This window comes from Streptomyces sp. NBC_01217 (assembly GCF_035994185.1).
Taxonomy (GTDB): Bacteria; Actinomycetota; Actinomycetes; order Streptomycetales; family Streptomycetaceae; genus Streptomyces.
The window spans coordinates 7,843,928-7,864,947 of record NZ_CP108538.1 but is presented as its reverse complement, the minus strand read 5'-3'; the positions used below and the strand labels follow the sequence as shown (position 1 = coordinate 7,864,947).

The 21,020-nt window shown below is 71.2% G+C and carries 18 protein-coding genes and 1 pseudogene; 6 read left to right on the top strand and 13 right to left on the bottom strand.

The window, feature by feature from the left end; translation table 11 throughout:
* Positions 1-64: 64 nt before the first annotated feature.
* Positions 65-463 (top strand): VOC family protein, encoded by a 399-nt coding sequence (locus OG507_RS35200; protein ID WP_327371139.1) that lies wholly within the window; start codon positions 65-67, stop codon positions 461-463.
* A 55-nt stretch (positions 464-518) separates the two neighbouring features.
* On the opposite strand, the gene OG507_RS35195 is transcribed toward OG507_RS35200, so the two are convergent.
* From OG507_RS35195 to OG507_RS35185, 3 genes are all read right to left on the bottom strand, one after another.
* Positions 519-1,346, bottom strand: a complete 828-nt coding sequence (locus OG507_RS35195; RefSeq protein WP_327371138.1) for an inositol monophosphatase family protein — start codon at positions 1,344-1,346, stop codon at positions 519-521.
* Positions 1,347-1,409: 63 nt separating this feature from the next.
* Positions 1,410-3,215: a gamma-glutamyltransferase family protein gene (locus OG507_RS35190; protein WP_327371137.1), complete on the bottom strand. Its 1,806-nt coding sequence runs from the start codon at positions 3,213-3,215 to the stop codon at positions 1,410-1,412.
* A 47-nt stretch (positions 3,216-3,262) separates the two neighbouring features.
* Positions 3,263-3,787, bottom strand: a complete 525-nt coding sequence (locus OG507_RS35185) for a hypothetical protein (RefSeq protein ID WP_327372207.1) — start codon at positions 3,785-3,787, stop codon at positions 3,263-3,265.
* A 298-nt stretch (positions 3,788-4,085) separates the two neighbouring features.
* On the opposite strand from OG507_RS35185, the pseudogene OG507_RS35180 reads away from it, so the two are divergent.
* Positions 4,086-4,430, top strand: a pseudogene (locus tag OG507_RS35180) (PfkB family carbohydrate kinase); the annotation flags it as partial.
* Here OG507_RS35180 and OG507_RS35175 read toward each other — a convergent pair.
* The gene (locus tag OG507_RS35175; RefSeq protein WP_327371136.1) at positions 4,394-4,852 is read right to left on the bottom strand and encodes a hypothetical protein; all 459 of its coding nucleotides are present in this window, start codon (positions 4,850-4,852) and stop codon (positions 4,394-4,396) included. The pseudogene OG507_RS35180 and the gene OG507_RS35175 sit on opposite strands and share 37 nt — an antisense overlap.
* A 614-nt stretch (positions 4,853-5,466) precedes the next feature.
* Between OG507_RS35175 and corA the strand changes: the two genes are divergently transcribed.
* Together corA and OG507_RS35165 are read left to right on the top strand one after the other, a co-directional pair.
* Positions 5,467-6,549: a magnesium/cobalt transporter CorA gene (corA, locus tag OG507_RS35170; RefSeq protein WP_327371135.1), complete on the top strand. Its 1,083-nt coding sequence runs from the start codon at positions 5,467-5,469 to the stop codon at positions 6,547-6,549.
* Between the two features lie 391 nt (positions 6,550-6,940).
* The gene (locus OG507_RS35165; protein WP_327371134.1) at positions 6,941-8,095 is read left to right on the top strand and encodes a magnesium and cobalt transport protein CorA; all 1,155 of its coding nucleotides are present in this window, start codon (positions 6,941-6,943) and stop codon (positions 8,093-8,095) included.
* Positions 8,096-8,139: 44 nt separating this feature from the next.
* On the opposite strand, the gene OG507_RS35160 is transcribed toward OG507_RS35165, so the two are convergent.
* Both OG507_RS35160 and OG507_RS35155 read right to left on the bottom strand, forming a co-directional pair.
* On the bottom strand, positions 8,140-8,490 hold the full coding sequence (locus tag OG507_RS35160) for a hypothetical protein (protein WP_442811068.1): 351 nt from the start codon (positions 8,488-8,490) through the stop codon (positions 8,140-8,142).
* A gap of 154 nt (positions 8,491-8,644) precedes the next feature.
* Entirely contained in the window at positions 8,645-9,316 is a 672-nt protein-coding gene (locus OG507_RS35155; RefSeq protein ID WP_327372206.1) for a TetR family transcriptional regulator, read from the bottom strand.
* 145 nt (positions 9,317-9,461) lie between these two features.
* Here OG507_RS35155 and OG507_RS35150 point away from each other — a divergent pair, with 145 nt between their 5' ends.
* Complete coding sequence (locus OG507_RS35150; protein WP_327365863.1) at positions 9,462-10,247, top strand: electron transfer flavoprotein subunit beta/FixA family protein; 786 nt, start codon at positions 9,462-9,464, stop codon at positions 10,245-10,247.
* A 58-nt stretch (positions 10,248-10,305) separates the two neighbouring features.
* Positions 10,306-11,268, top strand: a complete 963-nt coding sequence (locus tag OG507_RS35145) for an electron transfer flavoprotein subunit alpha/FixB family protein (protein WP_327371132.1) — start codon at positions 10,306-10,308, stop codon at positions 11,266-11,268.
* 42 nt (positions 11,269-11,310) lie between these two features.
* Here OG507_RS35145 and OG507_RS35140 read toward each other — a convergent pair whose 3' ends face one another.
* The 7 genes from OG507_RS35140 to OG507_RS35110 form a co-directional block, all read right to left on the bottom strand.
* A complete protein-coding gene (locus OG507_RS35140) occupies positions 11,311-12,138 on the bottom strand; it encodes a GNAT family N-acetyltransferase (protein WP_327371131.1) in 828 nt (275 codons plus the stop codon).
* Positions 12,139-12,290: 152 nt separating this feature from the next.
* On the bottom strand, positions 12,291-13,124 hold the full coding sequence (locus OG507_RS35135; protein WP_327371130.1) for an SDR family NAD(P)-dependent oxidoreductase: 834 nt from the start codon (positions 13,122-13,124) through the stop codon (positions 12,291-12,293).
* Positions 13,125-13,528: 404 nt separating this feature from the next.
* Complete coding sequence (gene lysA / locus OG507_RS35130; protein WP_327371129.1) at positions 13,529-14,944, bottom strand: diaminopimelate decarboxylase; 1,416 nt, start codon at positions 14,942-14,944, stop codon at positions 13,529-13,531.
* Positions 14,945-15,216: 272 nt separating this feature from the next.
* Entirely contained in the window at positions 15,217-16,500 is a 1,284-nt protein-coding gene (locus OG507_RS35125) for an MFS transporter (RefSeq protein ID WP_327371128.1), read from the bottom strand.
* On the bottom strand, positions 16,497-17,636 hold the full coding sequence (locus OG507_RS35120; RefSeq protein WP_327371127.1) for a PLP-dependent cysteine synthase family protein: 1,140 nt from the start codon (positions 17,634-17,636) through the stop codon (positions 16,497-16,499). The genes OG507_RS35125 and OG507_RS35120 overlap by 4 nt, the downstream gene beginning before the upstream one ends.
* A 116-nt stretch (positions 17,637-17,752) precedes the next feature.
* Positions 17,753-18,223 carry a hypothetical protein gene (locus OG507_RS35115; protein WP_327371126.1) on the bottom strand — a complete coding sequence of 157 codons (471 nt, stop codon included), beginning with the start codon at positions 18,221-18,223 and terminating at the stop codon, positions 17,753-17,755.
* Positions 18,224-18,405: 182 nt separating this feature from the next.
* Positions 18,406-20,958 carry a SpoIIE family protein phosphatase gene (locus OG507_RS35110; protein ID WP_327371125.1) on the bottom strand — a complete coding sequence of 851 codons (2,553 nt, stop codon included), beginning with the start codon at positions 20,956-20,958 and terminating at the stop codon, positions 18,406-18,408.
* Between the last annotated feature and the right edge of the window lie 62 nt (positions 20,959-21,020).

Sequence of the window (21,020 nt, the reverse complement as noted above, 5' to 3'; positions counted from 1 at the left end):
TGGCCAGGACTCCAAGGATATTCCGGGGCACCGACAACGCGGCCGCGGGTAGGGTCGCCCCGCGATGAACAGACCTGAACTGCAGTGCCTCGTGCTCGACTGCTCCGATCCCGTAGGTCTCGCCCGGTTCTACCACCGCCTGCTCGGCGGAGAGGTCAACCGGCCGGACCCGCGGTGGGCGCTCGGCGACGACTGGGCGACGCTCCACACGGAGGCCGGGCTGGTCCTCGCCTTCCAGCGGGTGGCGGACCACCGGCCGCCGCGCTGGCCGGATCCGGCGCATCCCCAGCAGTTCCACCTGGACTTCGGCGTCCCGGATCTGGACGAGGCGCAGGAGCGGGCCGTGGCGGCGGGAGCGACGGTCCTGGACGACGGAGCGGGCTCGGGGCGCTCATGGCGGATCTACGCGGACCCGGCGGGGCATCCGTTCTGCCTGGTCAGGCACGGCAACGGCGCGGCGTGAGCGCACCGGGGCCCGTCAGTCCCGCTGAATGGGACCTCGGGCGCCCGGCGGTAGGTCAGGCTTCGCCGCGCAGCGCGTGAAGGACGCGTTCCACGGTCGCCTCGTCTCGGGCCGCCGTGAACGGCAGGGCGTTGCCGCCGGTGATACGGAACGGGGCGCCGGAGAGTGTGGCCTGGGCGCCGCCCGCCTCGGTGACCAGGAGCAGCCCCGCCGCGTGGTCCCAGGCGAACTCCCAGTTGAAAGCAACCGCATCCTGGTCGCCCCGGGCGACGGCCAGGTACTCCAGACCCGCGGAACCGCAGGGGCGGGCCTTGATGCCCTCGGTGCGCAGGCCGAGCAGGGCGCGCTTCTGGGCGTCGCTGGTGTAGTCGGGGTGCGACATCGCCACACGCAGCACGGCACCGGGCTCGGGCGAGCCGGAGCGTATCGGTTTGCCGCCCAGCGTGGCACCGCGGCCACGGACCGCGATCGCCATCTCCTCCAGCGCCGCGGCGTACGTCCACGAGGCGAGGAGTTCGCCGTGGTGGGCGAGGGCGACCAGGGTGCAGAAGCCGGGTTCGCCGCGGACGAACTGACGGGTGCCGTCGACCGGGTCGACGATCCACACCGGTGCGTCGCCGCCCAGGGCGTCGTACACCGTCGCATCGGCGTGGACCGCCTCCTCGCCGACGACCACCGAGCCGGGCAGGAGCCCGGTCAGGGACGCGGTGAGGTGTTCCTCGGCACGGCGGTCCGCGATGGTGACGAGGTCGTGCGGGCCGCTCTTCTCGACGATCTCGTGAGCGGCGAGCTGCCGGTAGCGCGGCATGATCTCGGCGGCGGCCGCTGCGCGGACCGCTGCCTCGACCTCGGTCAGGTCCCCGGCAAGGAATGCATCGATCATGACCCCAGCTAAGCACGGTCGCCCGGGTACGCGACGACCTGGTCATGACGTGAAGGTGGCCGGTCAGCGTCCGACGGCGTACCCCTGCATGCCGCGCGGGTTCGCGGCTGCGGACAGCACTCCGGTCTCCGGGTCGCGGGCCACGGCGCACATCCGGCCCTCGGACCACGGGTCACCCACGGTGACGTCATGGCCGCGGCGGCGCAGTTCCTCGACGACCTCCGGGTCCATGCCCTCCTCGACGGTGACGCTGCCGGGGCGCATCCCGCGCGGGAAGAAGGAGCCGGGGAAGCTGTCGTTGTGCCAGTTCGGGGCGTCTATGGCGCCCTGGAGGTCGAGTCCGCCTCGGACCTCGGCGCGCAGCGCGACGGCAAGGAAGAAGTGGACCTGCCACTGGTCCTGCTGGTCGCCGCCGGGCGTGCCGAACGCCATGACGGGAACGCCGTCGCGCAGGGCGAGGGAGGGCGTGAGGGTGGTGCGGGGGCGGCGGCCGGGGGTGAGGGAGTTCGGCAGGCCTTCGTCGAGCCAGGCCATCTGGAGACGGGTGCCGAGCGGGAAGCCGAGCTCCGGCACGACCGGGTTGGACTGCAGCCAGCCGCCGCTGGGCGTGGCGGAGACCATGTTGCCCCAGCGGTCGACGACGTCGACGTGGCAGGTGTCCCCACGGGTCGCGCCGTCCTTGGCCACGGTCGGCTCGCCCACGCCCGCCGCCGGGATGCCCATCGCGTCGAAACCCGCCTCGCCGGAGGCGACGGCGTGGGCGTGCCCGCTGAGCACGGGGGTGCGGCCGTCCGGGCTGCCGGGACGCAGTTCGCGCGAGGCCTCGTCGCTGATGAGGGCGCGGCGCTCGGCGTTGTACGGCTCCGAGAGCAGGGCGTCCAGGGGTACCTCGGCGGCGTCGCCGTACCAGGCCTCGCGGTCGGCCATGGCGAGCTTGCAGCCCTCGATGAGCAGGTGGACGTAGTCCGCGGAGCCGTACCGCGGCAGCTCGGCGGGGAGCAGGGCGAGCTGCTGGAGGAAGGCGGGGCCCTGACTCCAGCCGGCCGCCTTGGCGAGCGTCCAGCCGTTCCAGTCGTACGTGGCGGGCGCCTCGTAGGACGCGGACCAGTCGGCCAGGTCGGCGGCGGTGAGCGTGCCGGTGTGGCGGGAGCCGCTGGTGTCCATGGTGGGGCGGGCGGCCTGGCGGACCAGTGCCTCGGCGATGAAGCCCTCGCTCCAGATCCTGCGGGCGGCGTCGATCTGGGCGATGCGGTCCTCGCCGCCGGTCTCCTGCGCCTCGGCTATCAGGCGGCGCCAGGTGGCGGCGAGTGCGGGGTTGCGGAACAGCTCGCCCGGCTTCGGCGACTTGCCGCCCGGCAGGTAGACGTCGGCGGAGGACTGCCACTCGGTCTCGAAGAGTTCGCGGACGGTCTCGACGGTCTGGCCGATCCGCTCGACGGGTGCGTGGCCGTCCTCGGCGTACCCGATCGCGTACCGCAGCACCTCGGCGAGGGTCTTGGTGCCGTGGTCGCGGAGCAGCAGCATCCAGGCGTCGAAGGCGCCCGGCACGGCCGCGGCGAGCGGCCCGGTGCCGGGGACCAGGTCGAGGCCGAGGGAGCGGTAGTGGGCGACGGTGGCACCGGCGGGGGCCGGGCCCTGGCCGCACAGCACCCGCACCTCGCCGTCCTTCGGCGCCAGGATCATCGGCACCTCGCCGGCCGGTCCGTTGAGGTGCGGTTCGACGACGTGCAGGACGAATCCGGCCGCGACGGCGGCGTCGTAGGCGTTGCCCCCGTCCTCCAGGACGGCCATCGCGGACTGCGAGGCGAGCCAGTGGGTGGAGGACACCATGCCGAAGGTGCCCTGGAGAGTGGGCCGGGTCGTGAACATCGCGCCTCACCTTGCTGTTTGTACGTGCCAAGCGGACCGATCACGGCTCACGACCGGGCCCGGGGAGGCTCTGGGGAGTTCGCGCCCGCCGGCTCGTTCACCTGATCGGCGAGCAGGCTATCGATCGCCCGTCGCCCCTTGCGACCCGCCTCAAGGACAACTGAGCGTACGTGCGCCGGAGCACATGGGCCGCGCCCACCGCAGGCGAACCGCGGCGGGCGCAGCCCTGTCGCCTGCTTGGCGATCAGTACGAGGGTTGCGAGTACGCCGAGGCTGTACGTGGTGCCGCTGCCCCCTGTGAGGGCTTCGGAGCCGGGCTGCGCGACCGGATTGGCTCCTTCGGCCCAGACAGAGGTGTCCGTGACGCGGTACCACTGCTTTCCACTGCCGGGAGAAGGAAGCGTGAAGTCGACCGCCCCCGACCCGCCGTTGTACGCCACGTACAGCGCACCGGCGGGGTCGCCGAGCTCGGTCCCGTCGATCCGCCAGGCCGGCGCGTGGTTGTCGGCGTTGTTCCAGTAGGCGCTGTCGGGGGCGGCGCCGGTGGGGGTGAACCAGTTCAGCCGGCCCATGCCGTTGCCGTTGGTGTCGGACGCGGTGCAGAAGTCCGCGGGCCGCAGCGCCGGATGTGCCTTGCGGAAGGCGAGCAGCCGCTGGGTGTAGGTGCGGAACGTGCTCTCGTCGGTGTCCCAGCTGTAATCGAGCCAGTTGGCGGCGGAGTCGAGGTTGTAGGGGTTGTTGTTGCAGCGCAGACCGCGCAGGGTCTCATCACCGCCGCTCATCATCGGCGTACCGGCCGAGAGCATGAGGAACGCGAAGCCGTTGCGGGCGGCTTTGCGCTGGTCCGTCGCCGCGCTGCCCTGGTCCCAGGACATGAACGGCGCAGGCGACGCCTTCGCCTCCGGCTTCCTCCTCGGCCGGCTCGGAGGCGAGGAACCGCGGCGCTGCGCCCGGTACGGAGCGGTGGCCGGAGCGTACGCCTGCACCGTTCCCTCGCTGCGCACCGACGCCATCTCACGCACCGAACTTCTTACGCGTGTGGCTGAGTTGGAGCTCGCATCCACATCTGAAGGGCATTCCGGGCGGGGAGCCGACAGCGATCCGCGACGTGCGGATCGGTATCGGCGCTCTGCAGCTTCCCCCCTCTATGAGGCCATGCCCCGGGGCCGGGCCATGGATCAGTCCCGCCGTGTGGTGTGGGGCAGGGAGAAGTAGGCCGGGCGCGCCTCGCCCAAGGAGGCGTTCTCGGGCGCGTCGGTATTGATCAGCGCAACCATCAGCGGAGTACTGCCGACCGGACCTGCGGACCCGGCACGCAGCCGATACCGATCGGTGCGCACCGCGTCGCGGGCCAGCGGGGCACCGCCCTCGTAGAGCTGGGGCGGCATGGCGTCATTGGCGATACGCAGCTCCGCGCTGCGCCAGACGCCCGCCCCGTTCTCCCAGCGTTCCAGTACGAAGCCGTCCGACGGCGGGCGTTCGTTTGCCGGCGTCCTGTCCAGGAGGATCTCCATCTGGAAGGCGAGCCGCAGATGTCCGTACGCCTGGGTGTTGCCGTTGCGCAGGGTGACAGTGAACTCCTGGGCGGCCCCGCCGCGCACGAGGTCGAGCCGGCCGCCTTTGGTGGCGACCGTCATCCGCAACCGCGTCGGCTTCGGCGCGGACGGTTCCTGAGCTGTGGCAGGGCGGGTGACCGGCGAGGCCGGGGAGCCGCTCTTGATACCGCTCGGCCGCGCAGAGGTGGGGGACGCAGAAGTGGAGGGCAGCATGGAGGCGCTGTCGCTCGCTGTGGGCGAGGCAGACGTCAGAGCCGGCCCCTCCGCGGCCGTTGCCGGACTCTGCGACTCGTCCGACGCGACACAGCCGGTGAGAACAGCAGCCAGCAGTACCGTCGACGTGCCGGCCACGCACATTCGTACGCCTCGCATCGCCACCCTCGCGAAATCCGTCTCAGCAGGGCGTTCAACCTAACAACGCGAACATGCCGGCTGAAGCGACGTCCGACAACGCTTCGGCTCTCACGGAAAGACCTGGCGGCCGGAAGCGTCGGGGCCCGGAACCCTGATCTGGGTCCGAAGCCCTGGAGCCGCACCGGCTCGCAACGCCCGACGGGCCCGCCGCGGTGCGCCGCCTCTCCAATATGTCCCGAACTCCCGCCGCGTCGTGACCGATTGGTCCGCGAGGCCGCTGGCCCGTGTGGTCGGCCGATGACACACTGACCGCCGATCCGCCGAAGGAGTCCACTGTGTCGATGATCCGCAACCTCCGCAGAGCGGTCCGCCGTACCTACCGGCGCACCGTGGACCTCAGCCATCCGGCGCGGTCACCGCTCGGCAGCGCGGTGGTCAACTGCGTGGTCTATCTGGATGGCGTACGGCAGTTGGGCGACTGCTCGGCCGACGAGGCGCTGCGGCGGGCGCGCAAGTCGGGCGACGGCTTTGTCTGGATCGGTCTGCACGAGCCGACGCAGCAGGAATTCGCGGGACTCGCCGAGCTGTTCGGCCTCCATCCGCTGGCAGTCGAGGACACCGTCCACGCGCATCAGAGGCCCAAGGTGGAGCGGTACGACGACACACTGTTCGCCGTCTTCAAAACCGTCAGATATGTCGAGCACGACGAGCTCACCGCCACCAGCGAGGTGGTGGACACCGGCGAACTCATGGTCTTCACCGGCCCCGACTTCGTCATCACCATCCGGCACGGCAGCCACGGCTCGCTGGGCCCCCTGCGCGAAGCTCTGGAGACCACGCCCGAACAGCTGGCCAAGGGGCCCGCGGCGGTCCTGCACGCCATCGCCGACCATGTGGTCGACGACTACCTCCATGTCGCCGACGCCGTCCAGAACGACATCGACGCCGTCGAGACCGCAGTCTTCACCGAGCACGCCGGCCGCGGCGACGCGGGCCGGATCTACCAGCTCAAGCGCGAGCTGCTGGAACTCAAACGGGCCGTTGCGCCGCTGGACCGGCCCGTGCAGCGGCTCTCCACCCAGCCCATGCCGCTCATCGGTCCGGACATCCGGGCGTACTTCCGCGACGTTGCCGACCACCTGGACCGCGTCACCGAGCAGATCGCCTCCTTCGACGCGCTGCTCGACTCGATCCTCCAGGCGCATCTCGCGCAGGTGACCGTCGCCCAGAACGAGGACATGCGCAAGATCACGGCGTGGGCCGCGATCGTCGCTGTGCCGACCATGGTCTGCGGCGTGTACGGCATGAACTTCGACCACATGCCCGAACTGCGCTGGACGTACGGCTACCCGCTCGTCCTCGGCGTCATCGCCGTCGCATGTTTCGTCATCCACCGGGGCTTTCGCCGCAACGGCTGGCTCTGACCCGGGAGCTGGGCGGGAGACGAGCCGCGGGGCTCGGCTGCGGCCGCGCGGCTGGGCGTGCCTCGCGCTCCACCTGGCGGTTCCGGCGTACGCCGTGCCACGTCCGGCGCACCTGCCGGGGAGAGCCGTCGTCGTCGGTGACGCAGCGGGCCTCTCCCTGCTGATCACGGCCTCTGGCCTGATACTCGCTTCCACAGCGCGGGAACGTGCCACCCGTCCCCGCGAAAGGGTGCCGTGCCCGGGTGAATCCATAGCGCGGCAGCATAAGAGCAAATAGGCTGTTTTGTGCCGAGGGCCGGTTTGCAAGAGACCTCGCCCGGCCAGGTACCACCTGATTCGGAGCCGCCACACGGACCGAACTCAGGCGCGTTCCCTTCTGGAGGTTTCTGTCATGTCCGATTGGCGATCGCGTGCGGCCCGGGCGGGTAAGTGGCCGCTGAGCCCGGGCGGACACGGGCCGGACCCGGCCCCCGAGCATTCGATGGATCCACGCGCGGAGCAGGAAGAGCCCCCCGCGTCGCTGGCCCGCAGCGTGGTGGACGCGGCGATCTACCGCGACGGGAGGCGGATTGCGACGCCCTCGACGCTGGAGGAGATCTACGAACGGCTTCCGGGGGAGCCGGGCACCATGGCGTGGATCGGGCTGTACCGCCCTTCCCCCTCGCAGCTGTGGGAGGCCGCGGAGCAGTTCGGGCTGCACGAGCTGGCCGTCGAGGACGCCATCGTGGCCCACCAGCGGCCGAAACTGGAGCGCTATGGGGACACGCTTTTCGTCGTGCTGCGCTCGGCCCGGTACATGGACGAGGCCGAGGAGGTGGACTTCGGGGAACTCCATCTGTTCGTCGGCCCCGGATTCGTCCTGACCGTACGGCACAGCCAGGCACCCGACCTGGCAATTGTCCGCAAGCGGCTGGAGGCCGACCCCGAGCTGCTGGCGCTGGGCCCGGAAGCGGTGCTGTACGCGATCCTGGACGCGGTGGTCGACGGTTACGCGCCCGTGGTGGCCGGCCTCCAGCACGACATCGACGAGATCGAGACCGAGGTGTTCGGCGGCGACCCGAAGGTCTCCCGCCGTATCTACGAGCTCTCCCGCGAAGTCGTCGAGTTCCAGCGCGCCACCCGGCCGCTCCTGACCATCATGCGCGGGCTCGAAGCCGGATTCGAGAAGTACGGCACGGACGAGGAACTTCAGCGATACCTGCGTGACGTCGCCGACCACGACACCACCGTGGTCGAGCGCGTGGACAGCTTCCGCGAGATGCTCGGCGACATCCTCACCGTCAACGCCACCCTGGTCAATCAGGCCCAGAACGAGGAGATGAAGCAGCTGGCCGAGGCCGGCCACGCACAGAACGACGAGATCAAGAAGGTCTCCGCCTGGGCGGCCATTCTCTTCGCACCCACCCTCATCGGCACCGTCTACGGCATGAACTTCGACCACATGCCCGAGCTGCACTGGACTCTCGGATACCCCTTCGCCATCGCCCTGATGGCCGTGGTCTGCATCGGCCTGTACGTGGTCTTCAAACGCCGCGACTGGCTCTAGCAGTTCGAGCACTGTGGTCGTGGTGGTCGATCGGTACCGGACGATCAGTACCAGTCGTCACGCCTGGGCGGTTCGCAGAGTTCGAAGACCACCTCGCCCGTGTCCGGATCGTCACCGGCCACCGGGCGCACCCGCGCGCCGACCGACACCTGGTGCGGCGGGGCGCCCACGACACGGCAACGGAACACGAAGCCCTCGGGAAGCCGGACGAGGGACTCGTTGCGTGCCGCGTCCGTGTAGCGATGCACGACGCCGGTCCGCACCACCACGCCCACACCGGCGCTGAGTTCACGCTTCAGATCGCTTGACGCACACACCGGGCACAGCAGCCTCCGGAAGGAGGCCGTGCCGCACCAGCGGCACCGGTGATAGTGCAGGCCGGCTTCCTCATGCACCGTCTGCACGGTGCCACTTGATGACTGGGACACGTTTCGACCCCCTGCGCTCGGCTCGGATGCGCCATGTCTGCGCGTCGGCGCGTCCGCACCATAGGGCACTGAGTGCCGAGACGTAAAGACACTCAGTGCCATGCCGAGGTCGGTCCCGGTGTCAGCCCTGGCCGATGGCCGACTCGATCTGCTGCACGACGCGCCACATCGGGGCGCCCTTCGTGGCGACCATGACGACCACGTCGCCATCGGCCGAGGCCGAAGACGCACCCCCGGCCGGCGCACTCCCCCACACCCGGCGCACCACCCCGAGGGCGTGATCCACCGCGGCCTCCGCATCCCCGTCACCGCCCGAGCGCAGCCAGGTCCGCAGCCCGTTGTTGTGTGCGGCGACCACGGACGCGGCGATCACCTCGGCCCGCAGCGCACCGTCCCCCGACTCGCCGTAGCGGCCGCGGAGATAGTCGGCCATCGTCTGCTCGTACCGGCGCACCACGGACAGTTCGTAGGTACGCAGTCCGGGCACCTCCCGGGTCAACCGGTAGCGCTGGACGGAGAATTCGGGGTTGGCGGAGTACATGCGCAGCACCAGCCGGGCCGCGTCGCACACCGCGTCGACCGGCTCCGCGTCACCGGCCTCCGCCAGGAACGCGGTCATGTCGGCGAGGCAGCGCTCATGATCCGGGAAGACCGCGTCCTCCTTGGAGGGGAAGTACCGGAAGAACGACCGGCGCCCGACCCCGGCCCGCGCCACGATGTCATCCACCGTGGTCTGCTCGAAGCCCCGCTCCAGGAAGAGCTGGAAGGCCGCCTCGGCGAGCACCTCCCGCATGGGGGGCTTCTTCGCTGGTCTGCGTGCGTCAGTCATGCGGGGAACGTAGCACCGGAAGCCCCTTTATGGCACCAGGTTCCTTTACAGAGGGTACTGAGTACCATACTGTCGTCCATACGAACCACACCGAGGTAGGAGAGCCGGCGTGAGCTTGAGGATCGTTGTCTGTGTGAAGTATGTGCCCGATGCCACCGGTGACCGGCATTTCGCGGATGATCTGACGCTGGACCGTGAGGATGTCGACGGTCTGCTGTCGGAGCTGGACGAGTACGCGGTGGAGCAGGCGCTGCAGATCGCGGACGGGGCGGACGATGCGGAGATCACCGTGCTGACGGTGGGTCCGGAGGATGCCAGGGACGCGTTGCGCAAGGCGCTGTCGATGGGTGCGGACAGGGCTGTTCACGTCGAGGACGACGATCTGCACGGTACGGACGTGATCGGCACGTCGCTGGTGCTGGCCAGGGCGATCGAGAAGGCGGGCTACGACCTGGTGATCTCGGGCATGGCGTCGACGGACGGCACGATGGGTGTGGTTCCCGCGCTGCTGGCCGAGCGTCTGGGTGTCCCGCAGGTCACGCTGCTGTCCGAGGTCTCTGTCGAGGGCGGGGTCGTGCGGGGCCGCCGTGACGGCGACAGCGCGTCCGAGCAGCTGGAGGCCTCCCTCCCGGCGGTGGTGTCGGTGACCGACCAGTCGGGCGAGGCACGCTACCCCTCGTTCAAGGGGATCATGGCGGCGAAGAAGAAGCCGGTGGAGTCCTGGGACCTGGAGGACCTGGAGATCGAGGCGGACGAGGTCGGCCTGGCGGGTGCCTGGAGCGCGGTCGACTCCGCGGCGCAGCGCCCGGCCCGCAGCGCGGGCACGATCGTCAAGGACGAGGGTGAGGGCGGCAGGCAGCTGGCCGAGTTCCTGGCGGGTCAGAAGTTCATCTAGCCCCCTTGTCCGTTTCCGTTCCGTCGTTTCTTCGCAATCTGCAGGAGATTGAAGTCCCATGGCTGAAGTTCTCGTCTATGTCGACCACGTGGACGGCGCCGTCCGCAAGCCCACTCTGGAGCTGTTGACGCTGGCGCGTCGGGTCGGTGAGCCGGTCGCGCTCGCGCTGGGCGCGGGTGCGGCCGAGACCGCGTCGGTGCTGGCTGAGCACGGTGCGGTGAAGGTCCTGACCGCGGACGCCCCCGAGTTCGCCGATTATCTGGTCGTGCCGAAGGTGGATGCGCTGCAGGCTGCGGTCGAGGCGGTGTCCCCGGTCGCGGTGCTGGTTCCGTCCTCCGCCGAGGGCAAGGAGATCGCCGCCCGCCTCGCGGTCCGGATCGGTTCCGGGATCGTCACCGACGCGGTGGATCTGGAGGCCGGTGAGCAGGGTCCGGTGGCCACGCAGTCGGCGTTCGCCGCGTCGTTCACCACGAAGTCCCGTGTCACCAGGGGTGTCCCGGTCATCACGGTGAAGCCGAACTCGGCCCCGGTCGAGGCGGCCCCGGCCGCGGGTGTGGTCGAGACCCTGCCGGTCGGCTTCTCGGCGCAGGCCACCGGCACGAAGGTTCTCTCCCGCACCCCGCGCGAGTCGACGGGGCGCCCGGAGCTGACCGAGGCCGCGATCGTGGTGTCCGGTGGCCGTGGCGTGAACGGTGCCGAGAACTTCGCGATCATCGAGGCGCTCGCCGACTCGCTCGGCGCGGCGGTGGGTGCCTCGCGTGCCGCGGTCGACGCGGGCTGGTACCCGCACTCCAACCAGGTCGGCCAGACCGGCAAGTCGGTGTCCCCGCAGCTGTACATCGCGTCGGGTATCTCCGGCGCGATCCAGCACCGGGCGGGCATGCAGACCTCGAAGACGATCGTCGCGATCAACAAGGACGCCGAAGCCCCCATCTTCGACCTCGTCGACTACGGCGTCGTCGGCGACCTCTTCCAGGTCGTCCCCCAGCTCACCGACGAAGTCAACACCCGCAAGGCCTGACCCACCGGTCCGAGCAGTCCGGGCCTTCCGGAAAGGGCCTGCTCACGCCGGGACTCCCGCCCTCTGAAGCCGCGACACGGTGGTTTCCCTGGTGGCGTAGTGGACGTACTCACGCTCCAGCCGGAATCCGGACGTCCAGGCCAGCAGGCGGCTGGGGCGGTTCCCGCGGGAGCAGGACCAGCTCGCGGTCCGACCGCGGGCGGTGATGTCCGCGCACAGTTCGGCGACGCAGGTGTGGGCCAGGCGTCGGCGGCGGTGCTCGGGGACGGTGAAGCAGGCGACGTCCTCGTACGCGCTGCCGAGGAAGTAGGTGCATGCCACAGCGAGGATCCGGTCCTTATGGAAGGCGGCCCGGCCGAGGCCGGAGGCGGCGAGGCCCGAAGGGCCGTTCCACCCGGCGTACAGCCAGGCCGCGGCAGGTCCGAGCGCGGCGAGCGCCCCCGCGTCTTCGGGAACGAGCCGGCGCACCGTCACGCCCCGCGGTGGCCTGGGTGCCGACGCTGTCGCCGGGGCGCGGTGGACGTACACCATCCGCTCCCCCGGCACGATCCTGCGGAAGGACGCGCCCAGGGCCGGCAGGAAGCGGACGGGCGCCTCGATGTAGCTTCCCGTGAGCGGGACCAGCGAGCCGGGGGCGAGGGCGCGCGGGTCACCACGCAGCAGCACATGGTCCGCGCAGCTGACGGCGACGGCCCGCGGCTCGACGGCGCGGTCCGCCCACCACTGTCCGGCTCCGGTGCGCAGTACGTGTTCGGCCAGAGCGGCGGGGCCCGGCGCCCCGGTGGGGAACCACCGGGCGAGGTCGGGAAGGCTGTCCGGCCGAGGCCGGGGGCGGAGCCGGCCTTGCGGCTGGATCTGAATCTGGATCATGGGTGAGAAACCACCTGCTTCGGGTGCGGGGCGGCCCTGTCACCGGGCCGCCCCGCACAGGGCTTAGTTCTGACCGGCCTTGCTGCCGTGGTTGGCCTTCTTCTTGCGACGCGCCTTCTTCTTGCGTGCGCGCTTCGACATCTGTGCCTCCTTCAGGCGTTCTGGCCGACGAGCAGGGAGGCGAGCTTGTTGAGCCGCTGGACGGTGCGCGTCTCGGTGGCGGCCGGGGCCGGCTCGACACACCGGTCCCGGTCGTAATAGGCGCCGTTGACGATCTCGGTCGCCGGGTCGCACAGCCGCACCACATGTGCGGCCCCTTCGGCGGCAGTGGCTCCCGTGAGGGAGTACAGGGGCAGCAGAGCGGTGTCGCAGATGCCGGGGTGGACCGAGACCGCGGTCACGCGCGGGTCGGCGGCGAAGACCGTGAGGGCCAGCTGCGACTGGGCGTAGGCGGCGAGGCGGGAGTAGTTGCGGGAGCGGTTCGGGTCGCTCCACTGGACCGAGGCGGTGCGGTGCAGCGAGGACGAGACGCTCACGACCCGGCCGCCGGGGGCGCGGGTGAGGGCCCGCTCCAGCAGCTGGGTGAGCAGGTAGTGGGCGAGGAAGTTGACCTGGAAGGTGATCTCGTTGCCGTCAACGGTGACGGTGTGCCGCTCAGGGGCGGCCATGGCCGCGTTGTTCACCAGGACGTCCAGGGCCGGGTGCTCCTCGCCGACCCGGCGGGCGAGTCGCCCGACCTCTTCGAGACGGGTGAAGTCGGCCCCGAACGGGCGCAGGAGTCCGCTGTCGATGCCGGCCACGGCGACGAGTTCGTCGGACGCCGCCCGCGCCTCTTCGGCGGTACGGCCGTGCACAAGAACGGTGGCGCCGCGCTCGGCAAGCAGGCGCGCGGTCTCCCGGCCGATACCGGCGGTGGCTCCGGTGACCAGCACGGTCCGCCCGGACAAGGGCAGCTGGGAAGAGGGGGAGGACGGGGAAGAAGACATGATCGATTCCTGGAAACGGGCAGGGCCGCGCGGCCCTCTGCCTGCTTTCGGGCAGGGAAAGTGCGTCGGCCATGCGGAGAATGGTGGTGCGTCACGGCCGCCGACGGCCATGGCCCGCTTACGGAGGGGCAGGCCGCCGTCAGGCGTTCAAGGGCGAGTGCGTCACCGCACAGGCAGGTGAGCAGCGCGCAGGACCGGAGCCGCCGTATGCGGTGGCCGGTCGTCGTGGCGCAGGCTGCTGTTCACACCGTTCATCCAACTCGCCCGACCGTGAGGAGTTCAAGAAGACCGGGCTGTCCTTGACACCCCTCTGACGAGCGTTGCGGCGGAGCAGGCCGTGCGGCAGAAGCCGGAACGCCGCTGCCGCACCGCACCGCATCGCGTCGCACCCGCATGCCGGTGTTTCAGAGACCGATGTCGCGGCCGTTGATGTCGGCGAGGGATTCGCGGCGGACCAGCAGCCGCGCGCGGCCGTCGTGGACGGCGACGACCGGTGGGCGGCCGACCGCGTTGTAACTGGACGCCATGGAGAGGTGGTAGGCGCCCGCGACCGGGACGGCCACCAGGTCGCCCGGGCGGATGTCTCCCGGCATGGTCACATCGGCGGCGAGCACATCGCCCGCCTCGCAGTGCCGGCCGACGACGGTCGCCGTACGGGGTTCGGCCGTCGAGCGGCGGCCGATGAGCCGGGGTGCGTAGCGGACTCCGTACAGCGCGGGCCGCGGGTTGTCGCTCATTCCGCCGTCCACGGCGACGAAGATCCGGTCGCCGGTCGTCTTGACCGCGAGGACCCGGTAGAGCGCCACGCCCGCGGGCCCGACCAGCGCGCGGCCGGGTTCGACGGTGAGCCGGGGCACGGGGATGCCGGCCGCGGCGCAGCTCGTGACCAGTTCGCGGCGGATGCGGGCGCCGAGGGCCGGTATGTCGAGCGCGGTCTCCCCCGGCCGGTAGGCGACGGCGTGACCGCCGCCCAGATCCAGCTCCGGCAGGACGATCCCGTGCTGGTGGCGGATCTGGGCGAGCAGCCCGACCACCCGTCGCAGTGCGGTCAGGTAGGGCTTGACCGTGGTGATCTGCGAGCCGATGTGGCAGTGCAGTCCGACCAGTTCCAGCCGTGGCTGGTCGAGGATCCGGGCGATGGCGTGCTGGGCACTCCCGTCGGTGATCGACAGTCCGAACTTCTGGTCGTCCGTACCGGTGCGGACTGCGGCGTAGCTGCCCGCGCTCACGCCCGGGACCACGCGCACCAGCACCTTCTGGCGGGCGCCGGGCGGGATGAGCGCGGACAGTCTGGCGATCTCCCACGCACTGTCGATGACGATCCGTCCGACGCCCAGGCGCAGTGCGGCGCTGAGGTCGGCCGGGCTCTTGGCGTTGCCGTGGAGCACGATGCGCTCGGGCGGGAAGCCGGTGGTGACGGCGAGTTCCAGCTCGCCCGCGGAGCAGACGTCCAGGCCGAGGCCCTCCTCCTGCACCCAGTGGAGGAGGGCGCGGCAGAGGAACGCCTTCGCCGCGTAGACGACGTCGGTGTCCGGGAAGGCCCGCAGATAGGTGCGGCAGCGTTCCCGTACCTCGCCCTCGTCGAGGAGATAGACGGGGGTGCCGAACCGTTCGGCCGTCTCGACGAGCGAGACACCGCCGACCGCGACGTCTCCGCGTGCGGCGAGCCGCGCCGAAGCGGGCCAGACGGACAGATCTGCGGCATTGCCCGGCGGTACGGGCGCTGTCGGCGCAATGGGCGATACCGGAGACGGTGCGGGCAGTCGCGACAGCCCCGGCAGTTGCGATGATCCCGGCAGTCCCGGCAGTGACGTGGTCATGGAGTTCCCTCAGCCGTTCGAGAGGTTGACGCAGGAAATGGGCTCGGGGTGCTCGGCACACTGATTCCCGGACATGGCACTCCTCCTGGAGACTGACGCATCACCCCGGACCTGCCGGCGGACCGCCGTGCACCAGTGACGGTATGCCCGCCGGTCCGGGGTGGAGTCGCCCCATTAGCGGCCCTTTGATCCGGCGCTCACGGCCCTTGACGGCGATTTGACGACGACGGTCGTGCGAGCGGTGGCGGGCCATCGCGCCGGAGGGTGCTGCCTCACCGCTGCGGGACGGGTTCCCCCGCCCGTCCGGCCCGGAAGGGCCCGAGTCTCCCGGTGCGTGTCAGACCGGCGATCGCGGCTGCGCACAGCACGCCCACGGCGCACAGCACGAGCCAGGGCAGTCGCGGCTGCTCGGCGGAGGCATCCCACAGCGCGCCGGTCGCGAGGTTCCCGGCGGTGATCCCGACGCCCGAGATGGTGTTGTACAGGCCGTAGTGGGTGGCGACCAGCCGGTCACCGGAGAGCCTGACGACGGTGTCCATCTCGAACGGATACACCAGGGCCGTACCGAGGGCGAGCAGGGCGGCCGCGAGGAACAGCGGTACCAGGGCGGCCGCCCGGATCAGCAGTCCCCCGCCCCCGGGCGGCGCGCCCGCGACAACGAGCGGTGCGAAGGCACCGCCCATCAGCACCAGTCCGTACACGACGGACCGGGCCGGAGACCAGCGCGCCCGCGCCCAGGCGGTGATGCGCAGCTGCCCGGCCGCGGCCACACCCGCCGATACGGCGAAAAGTGCCGTGGTGACGCCGTCCCCGCTCCCGGGCGCCACCCGCTGTGCCTGCAACGGCAACGCGAGATAGACCTGGAAGGACAGGACGTACGAGCCGATCATCGCCGCGGAGAAGAGCAGGAAGGGACGGTTGGACGCCACTGTGCGCCAGTCGGCGAGCACTCCCCGGCGCCCCTCGGCCTCAACCGCCGGGCGGCCGCGGTCGGGCAGGGCCTTGATCTGTACGAGAGTGAGTCCGAGGAAGAGCAGTGCCGCCACGGCGCACACCACCCGGAAGTTCAGCGCGATCAGGGCCAGGCCGACCAAGGGGCCGACGAACATGCCGACTTGGTAGAAGACGTTGAACAACGCGAACGCCTCCACGCGCCGCTCCCCCGCTTCCCGTGCGAGGTAGGCCCGGACGGCCGGGTTGAACAGCGCCCCCGCGAAGCCCGTCAGCGCCGACGCGGCGATCAGCGCGGGCAGCGAGTCGACGAACCCGAGCAGTCCGAAACCGGCGGTCCGCAGCACGCATCCGGCGATGATGACGCTCTTGCAGCCGAGCCGGTCCGCGAGCGTACCTCCGATGAGGAACATGCCCTGCTGGCTGAAGTTCCTTGCGCCGAGGACGAGTCCGACCGCCCAGGCGGCCATGCCCAGGCCGCCCGACAGGTGGATCGCGAGGTAGGGCATGAGCATGTAGAACGCCGTGTTGATGGTGAACTGCTGGACCATCAACAGCCGTACGGCCCCGTCGAAGGAGCGGAACTGCGAGGCGAGTTCCCTCATCGTGCGACCGCCTCGTCCGGGTGCGGTGCGGTGATGTTCACGCAGCGCGTCCAGCGTTCCACGGCGCGCTCGCCGGGACGGTCGATCTCGTCGGGGTCGTCGGCGGGCGGGTGTGAGAGGAGGTCGTGGTCACGGCAGTAGTCGTCGCTGTAGACCGTGTCCCAGTAGCGGTGGATTCCGTCGGGGAAGACCGCCGCGATCCGGGTGCCCGGGGCGTGCGTGCGGGCGAGCCAGCCTGCCACCAGTGCGACGGCGCCGACGCTCCAGCCGCCGCTCGCGTAGTGGTGCCGCGCCAGCCGTCGGGCCGCCCACACCGCCTCGTCGGGCGCGACCCAATGGGCCTCGTCGAAGGCGGCGTGGTCGACGTTGCGCGGATGGATGCTGCTGCCCAGGCCCCGCATCAGGCGTACGCCCGCGGGCTGGCCGAAGATGGTGGAGCGCACCGAGTCGACGCCGACGAGCCGCACGTCCGGTGAGATCGCGCGCAGGGCACGGGCGATCCCGGCCGAGTGCCCGCCCGTTCCGACGGCGGCCACCAGGATGTCCACCCGGCCGAGCTGCACGGCGAGTTCGAGGGCGAGATTCGCGTACGACGCCGGGTTGTCCGGGTTGTGGTACTGATCGGGGCACCAGGAGCCCGGATGCGCGGCGAGCAGGGAGCGGACGCGCTCCCTGCGTGCCTGCTGCCAGCCGCCGTCCGGGCTCGGTTCCGCCACCGCCTCAACCCGCGCGCCGAGGGCGCGTAGTTGATGGACCATCAGTGGCTCCATGCCGGGGTCGGTGACCAACGTGACCGGATGTCCGTAGGTGATGCCCGCGAGCGCGAGACCGAGTCCGAGGGTCCCGCTGGTGGACTCGATGACGGGTGCTCCGGGCCGGAGTTCCGCGCGGGCCCGGGCGGCCGCAACCATGTGGAGGGCCGGGCGGTCCTTGATGCCGCCCGGGTTGGCGCCCTCCAGCTTGGCCCAGAAGCCCCGGCCGGCAGGGGTGAAGGGGCTTCCGACCCAGAGGACCGGGGTGTTGCCCACCATGCCGGCTGGGGTGCGGCGGGGTGCACCCGCCGGTTCGGGGAGTTCGTGTGCCGCCACGAAGGCGTGCACGTCGTCGGTGGAAATGCTGCGCAGGGCAGCGGTCATGTCGACCTGGTCTTTCCACGGCCGCGAGCTGGGTCGGGCCGTCGCGTGAGAGCGGTACGGGTGCGGGCGGCTCGTGCGGGCGGTCGCGCGGGGGCGGCCGGGCGCACCGAGCCGTGTCACGTACGGCTGACGCAGACCAGTCGCAGCAGATCGAATCCTTTGGGGGGTGGCGGACCATCGGCCGCGCGACCGGTGGCACGGCGCCGCGAGGGATCCGAGGTGCCCGCCTGCAGGAGTCCGCACGCGGCCGGGGTGAGCAGCAGCGCCACGAGGAGGGGCAGCCCGGACCGCGTCGGCGCCTCGCCGAGGAGGACCACCGCATCACAGCTCCCGCCGGGCGCGGCTGGATGGTGCCCCGCTTCGGACACGTCGCAGCCGGTGGTCCGCGCCGCGTACGAGGCGGGCCGCGCGTCCTGTGCGTGGGGGGCTGCCACGGACAGCGGACCCGTGAGGGGCGACACATGGTGTCCGTCCTGCGCCTGCACACCGCAGATCAGCACGTGGGCCACGGCGGCGATCGCCAGGCTCAGGAGCAGAGTGATGACGAGGCGGCGGACACCCGGCCCCGGGGCAGCGACGGACGGCACGCCGACGACCGTAGCGCCGAACCCGAAGCATTGCGCGCTTATGGAGGCGGCGTGGTGCGTCATTCAGGCCCTGAGGTTCTCAGGGGCGGACGAGGACCTTCAGTGCCTCGCGGTCGGCTCGGCGTCCGGCGCCGGGCAGTCCACGGCGCGAGAGCGCCGTCCGACTCCCACTCACGGCAGGCTCAGGCAAGGGTCTCGACGCTCTGTTCGGCCCAGATGGTCTTGCCCTCATAGGTGTAGCGCGTGCCCCAGCGCTGGGAGCACTGGGCGACGAGCAGCAGCCCGCGGCCGCCCTCGTCGGTGTTGCGGGCATGCCGCAGCCGTGGTGAGGTACTGCTCCCGTCGGAGACTTCGCAGGTCAGGAAGTCATCGTGGATCAGCCGCAACCGTACGGGGGCCTTGGCGTGCCGGATGGCGTTGGTGACGAGTTCACTGGCGATGAGTTCGGTGGCGAAGGCCGCCTCGTCCAGCGCCCATGAGCCGAGCTGCCGGGTGACGAGTGACCGGGCGGTGGAGACGACGGCCGGATCGCTCGGCAGGTCCCACGACGCGACCCGGCCGGGGCCCAGCGCGTGTGTCCGGACGACGAGCACCGCGGCGTCCTCGCGGGGGCGGGCGGGGACCAGGGCTTCGGTCAGCATGTGGCAGGTCTCGCGCACGGAGTCCGGCGGCCGGGCGAGCAGGCCGACGAGCCGGGCCCGGCCCGATTCGCCGGGCTGTTCCTGCAGCAGCCCGGCGGTGTAGAGCGCGAGCGTCGAACCCTCGGGCAGTTCGAGTTCCGTCTTTTCGAACGGGGGGCCGGGGTGGCCGAGCGGCCTGGATGCGGGCAGGTCCAGAGCCCTGGCCGTGCCGTCCGGCAGGGCGACCACCGGGTCCGGCGCTCCGGCTCCGGCGATGAAGCAGCACTGGGAGGTGGGGTCGTAGACGACGTACAGGCAGCTGCACCCGGTGTCGTCACCCGCCGGAGACAGCCCGGGCTCCTCTTCCCGCTCCGGCCCGTCGAGTGCGGTCTCGGGACTGCGGTCCCCCGCGGTGTCGTCCCTCGCGCCGTAGTCCCGCGCGTCGTAGTCCTTCGTACCTTCGCTCCCCACGAGGCGGTGTACCAGGTCGTCGAGGCGGGCGAGCAGTTCGTCGGGCTCCAGGTCCAGGTCCGACAGCGTGTGCACGGCGGCGCGGAGCCGTCCCATGGCCGCGGCGGTGTGCACGCCGCGACCGGGCACGCTGCCGGACACGAGCGCCACCCGCGCCCCGGAGAGCGGTACGACCTCGACCCAGTCGCCGCCCGCACCGGCGTGCACGTACTCGTGAGCCACCTCCACACCGTTGTGATGGGGCAGTTCCCGCGGAAGCAGACTGCGTTGCAGCGCCACGAGGGAGTTGCACTCGCGCAGGTACCGGCGGGCGTTGTCCATGCAGATGGCGGCGCGGCCGACGAGTTCCGTGGCCAGGATCAGATCGTTCCGGTCGAAGAGCGGCTGCTCGCCCCAGCGGTAGAAGGCCGCGAGACCCAGGGCGTGGTTCTGCGTGACCAGCGGCACGAACATCGCCGAGTGCACCTGCTCCTCCAGCATCCGCCGGCCGCGGACCGGGTCGCCGACCACCCATTCGCTGTCCGCCTGCACCTGACTGACCAGACGGGGCCGGAGATCGGTGAGCACCGGGACGCTCGGTCCGGCGAGCGGGAGCGTGCTCACCTCTCCGACCTCGTACACCCCGGGCGAGACATCGGGCCGGGAGGAACGGGAGGCCGCCCTGCGCAGCACCGCGCCAGGGGACACCGGCCCGGGCACGACCTCCTCCCCCGTGAGTACGGGTTCCAGGATCTCGACGGCCGCGCTGTCGGCCAGTCGCGGCACCACCACATCGACCAGTTCCTGCGCCGTACGCAACAGATCGAGCGTGGATCCGATCCTGGCTCCGCCTTCCGCGAGCAGAGCGAGGCGTTGCTGCGCCAGATGGCGCTCGGTGACGTCGACGACCGCGTCGGCGACCCCCAGGATCCGGCCGTGGCAGTCTTCGAGCCGGAACGCGGAGGCCGAGTAGACATGCTCGCGGCCGGGGTCGCCCGGTGGCCGCCCGCGCTTCTCGAATCCGATCACCGACTCCCCGGAGGCGAGCACCTCTCCCATCACCCGCTCGGTCAGTCGGGCGGTGAAGTCGGGCCATATTTCCGTCGGGCGCTTCCCCAGGGCCTCCGCCACCGGAACGCCGTGCATCCATTCGGCGGCGGTGTTGAACCGCCTGAACCGCATCTGTGGGTCGAGGACGAACAGGCCCACCGGGGACTGCGTGAACAGCGCCTCCAGGAGCGCCCGGTCGAGCTCCGGGTCCGGCTGCCGGTCCGTCAGGTCCGCCCGGGCCAGCAGCACCTCCCACCGCGGCGCGGCATCGGCTCCCGCACCGGTGCCGGGACTCTGCTCGGGGCGGATACCGACCCGGCAGGACACCGCCCTGCCGTCGCGATGGCGCACGGCGACCACCGCGCCGCACGGTCCGGCAGCCGATTGTTCCGCGGATGTCGCGGCCGTCGCAGAAGTCGCGGGAGTCACGGCAGTCGCCAGGAGCTCGGCCACCGGCCGGCCCAGCACCCGGTCGGCCGTGTGCCCGAGCAGTTGCTCGGCCGCGGCGCTCCATCCGGCCACCACACCGTGCATGTCGACCACGACACGGGCCCAGAACTGCGCCGGCGGGCCGCCCTGGCCGTCACTGCTGTACGTCACATCGGCTGTACCCATCGCCACCAGCCTCGTCCGGTCGAGCCGTGCCTGCTCCCAGTCTCCCGCGCGACAACGAGGCC

What these genes read in the sequence shown, in the direction of transcription:
- OG507_RS35145 (WP_327371132.1), top strand. Translation starts at nt 10,306, where the DNA reads ATGGCTGAAGTTCTCGTCTATGTCGACCACGTGGACGGCGCCGTCCGC.
- OG507_RS35200 (WP_327371139.1), top strand. Translation starts at nt 65, where the DNA reads ATGAACAGACCTGAACTGCAGTGCCTCGTGCTCGACTGCTCCGATCCC.
- lysA (WP_327371129.1), bottom strand. Translation starts at nt 14,944, where the DNA reads ATGACCACGTCACTGCCGGGACTGCCGGGATCATCGCAACTGCCGGGG.
- OG507_RS35195 (WP_327371138.1), bottom strand. Translation starts at nt 1,346, where the DNA reads ATGATCGATGCATTCCTTGCCGGGGACCTGACCGAGGTCGAGGCAGCG.
- OG507_RS35120 (WP_327371127.1), bottom strand. Translation starts at nt 17,636, where the DNA reads ATGACCGCTGCCCTGCGCAGCATTTCCACCGACGACGTGCACGCCTTC.
- OG507_RS35185 (WP_327372207.1), bottom strand. Translation starts at nt 3,787, where the DNA reads ATGGGCCGGCTGAACTGGTTCACCCCCACCGGCGCCGCCCCCGACAGC.
- OG507_RS35190 (WP_327371137.1), bottom strand. Translation starts at nt 3,215, where the DNA reads ATGTTCACGACCCGGCCCACTCTCCAGGGCACCTTCGGCATGGTGTCC.
- OG507_RS35135 (WP_327371130.1), bottom strand. Translation starts at nt 13,124, where the DNA reads ATGTCTTCTTCCCCGTCCTCCCCCTCTTCCCAGCTGCCCTTGTCCGGG.
- OG507_RS35110 (WP_327371125.1), bottom strand. Translation starts at nt 20,958, where the DNA reads ATGGGTACAGCCGATGTGACGTACAGCAGTGACGGCCAGGGCGGCCCG.
- OG507_RS35175 (WP_327371136.1), bottom strand. Translation starts at nt 4,852, where the DNA reads ATGACGGTCGCCACCAAAGGCGGCCGGCTCGACCTCGTGCGCGGCGGG.
- OG507_RS35165 (WP_327371134.1), top strand. Translation starts at nt 6,941, where the DNA reads ATGTCCGATTGGCGATCGCGTGCGGCCCGGGCGGGTAAGTGGCCGCTG.
- corA (WP_327371135.1), top strand. Translation starts at nt 5,467, where the DNA reads ATGATCCGCAACCTCCGCAGAGCGGTCCGCCGTACCTACCGGCGCACC.
- OG507_RS35125 (WP_327371128.1), bottom strand. Translation starts at nt 16,500, where the DNA reads ATGAGGGAACTCGCCTCGCAGTTCCGCTCCTTCGACGGGGCCGTACGG.
- OG507_RS35155 (WP_327372206.1), bottom strand. Translation starts at nt 9,316, where the DNA reads ATGCGGGAGGTGCTCGCCGAGGCGGCCTTCCAGCTCTTCCTGGAGCGG.
- OG507_RS35140 (WP_327371131.1), bottom strand. Translation starts at nt 12,138, where the DNA reads ATGATCCAGATTCAGATCCAGCCGCAAGGCCGGCTCCGCCCCCGGCCT.